Annotated in this window: 6 protein-coding genes; all 6 read right to left on the minus strand. The window is 40.8% G+C overall.

Annotated elements, in window-relative coordinates; genetic code table 11:
- Positions 1-208: 208 nt before the first annotated feature.
- A complete protein-coding gene (locus LMF89_RS25210) occupies positions 209-772 on the minus strand; it encodes a hypothetical protein (RefSeq protein ID WP_229537561.1) in 564 nt (187 codons plus the stop codon).
- 2 nt (positions 773-774) lie between these two features.
- Positions 775-1,353 (minus strand): N-acetylmuramoyl-L-alanine amidase family protein, encoded by a 579-nt coding sequence (locus LMF89_RS25215; RefSeq protein WP_229537562.1) that lies wholly within the window; start codon positions 1,351-1,353, stop codon positions 775-777.
- A 3-nt stretch (positions 1,354-1,356) separates the two neighbouring features.
- Entirely contained in the window at positions 1,357-1,698 is a 342-nt protein-coding gene (locus LMF89_RS25220; protein ID WP_229537563.1) for a hypothetical protein, read from the minus strand.
- Positions 1,698-1,946 (minus strand): hypothetical protein, encoded by a 249-nt coding sequence (locus LMF89_RS25225; protein WP_229537564.1) that lies wholly within the window; start codon positions 1,944-1,946, stop codon positions 1,698-1,700. The genes LMF89_RS25220 and LMF89_RS25225 overlap by 1 nt, the downstream gene beginning before the upstream one ends.
- 36 nt (positions 1,947-1,982) lie before the next feature.
- Positions 1,983-2,102 (minus strand): CD1375 family protein, encoded by a 120-nt coding sequence (locus LMF89_RS26035; protein ID WP_255711631.1) that lies wholly within the window; start codon positions 2,100-2,102, stop codon positions 1,983-1,985.
- Position 2,103: 1 nt separating this feature from the next.
- The coding region (locus LMF89_RS25230; RefSeq protein ID WP_229537565.1) for a hypothetical protein at positions 2,104-2,323 on the minus strand (220 nt) is incomplete at its 5' end.

The following is a 2,323-nucleotide window of genomic DNA, read 5'->3' on the forward strand; positions in this document are numbered from 1 at the left end:
ATAAATATTGTGTGATCCATGTGTATTTAACATAAGTAATACAACTGAAAACGAATCCCCGTAGTGCATCTAATTGTTAATTCTAGCTGCGATAACTGTGCACCTCACTTTATATATTGCAATAGGCATAATTAAGTAAATTTGCTACTGAGCATATAAAAACAACTGCCTTACTCATTTTATGAGTAAGGCAGTTGTTTGGAGATTATTAACGTGTGAGTAAATATCCCCCCGCAGCAGTAGCAAGTATCCATCCGATACGTTCCTTCTTACGGGAGGATTTTTCTTTTTTCATTTCTTCTGCATTTATTTTAGCCTGTTTTTCTAATTCCTGATTAGCTATCAATCTAGCCTGAGCATTAGCCATCTCGGTTACATCTATTTTAGTGGTTGAAGACGTAGAAAATCTAAGCTCCCCATTCTCTCCTATTTTGACATCAGGTTGTCCAGATACATTTGGCACCTCGACCTCTTGACCGTTCACAATCGCAATGACTTTCCCTTGTCGTTCTACAAATTGCAGGATAGCACCTTCTTGACTAGGAGCTTGTACTGCTACCTCCCTGATCGTTTCCGTTTTAGTATTTATCACTTGGGGTGGCGATGTGACAACAGTTTGAGTATTCGTTTTCTGTGCTTGATCAATGATGTGCTGTTTCCACTGTTGGTATTCTTGCCTGCCCCAAAACAAAAGGGCCAGTACAACGACTAGCCCCAAGAAATATTTCCAGTTATTTGCGATAAACGACTTGCTTGCATCTAGATTGATCATCTTTATAATCCCCCTACATAATCAGTAATGCCCCTAGCAATTGCCCTAGCATACCGATCTTGCCAAGTTGGATTTGCCAACAACTGTCCCTCTTCCTCATTTGAAATGAATGCTGCTTCAACTAGGCATGCTGGTGCATCTGTATGCATGAGCACGTAGAATCGACTTTCTTTGTCTGGATCGCCATCTGAGTAATCAGCGCGACCTACTCGATCAGAAAATTCACCTGCAATCTGGTTAAATATTTTTGTTGCTAAGATATCCCCCTGAGTCTGCCCTGGTGAAGTCCAAACTTCATAACCTTGTGCTGATGAGCTACCTGCACTATTGCAGTGCAGACTAACAAACAAGTCAGCTCCCCAAGAGTTTGATAAGTTAGTACGATAAATTAAGTCGTCAGTTTCTGGCTGCTCATCCTGGGTCCTGGTCAACAAAACTTCATATCCTACTGCTTGCAGGTACCGCTGGACCATAAACGCCATTGATAAGACAGCATCTGATTCTCGCAATCCTGTGAACGGTGATACTGCCCCAGGGTCCGTTAATCGCCCTGCATGGCCTGGATCAATTACAATACGCATGATTTATTCTCCCTCATGTAAATTTGGTGTATTAGTTGTTTTTTGCATCTTCCGTATAGCAGCTAACTCTGCATCGATGATCCAGCCAATGAGCGCACCTGGTACTAAAATGCGGCGCCATCCTAAGACATCATTAATCTGCTGGATTGCTATCCTACGTTTCTCAGCATTTTCCATGTTGTCTGCAAACTTATCCATCTCAAAAATAATACTTCGAATCGATTCTTTTAGCCGTCCATCCCGAAGTTTCGCAAACATTACGAAAAACCCCATAGCCAAAACGTTAGCCGCCAGCAATATGCCAACGGCTACATAAACAATTTGTAATTCATTTGTCGGTATCATCAGTGCACCCCCATTCCGTCTAATCTTTTATGTGCCGATTTTGCTGATTCTTCCACGACTACCAGCCTTTTATCAATTCCTTTTTGATCTTGATCTAATCGAAAAAGCATATCCTTCATTTCAGTAATTGCTTCTCTTAGCGCCGTAATTGCTGTTTGCAAAGGCTTAACGATTAAAAATTTTACTAACCCTGCTGTAAAACTAATGATTGTTATGAGCTGTACTGTATTACTAAGATTTAACTCCACTACCCCACCCCCAATAAAAATAGAGCCTCATGGCTCTTACTCTACAATCAATCTCTCTGCAACTACTGCCTGATATTCTGCTGGTATTGCTTCAACTTGTAAACGCTCAGCCTTGATTAAATACACATAAGCTGTGATTTTCCATGATATTAACATGCTATTTATCTCCTTTCAACGTTTCTAATTCAGCAGACATCGTCAACATTGCTTCCCATACATCTGCTAAATCCTGGTTTGTTGTTGGCGTTACTATTACAGGCGATTGTTCTGGAGGCGTATACTCTACCAGTCTTAAAGTGTCAGTGTCTATTTTACGAGTAGCTTGATTTTGCATCCAATCATCATGCTCCACATCGGTTATTTCGATATTTGGTATA

The sequence above is a fragment of the Pelosinus baikalensis genome (assembly GCF_020819555.1).
Classification (GTDB): Bacteria; Bacillota; Negativicutes; order DSM-13327; family DSM-13327; genus Pelosinus; species Pelosinus baikalensis.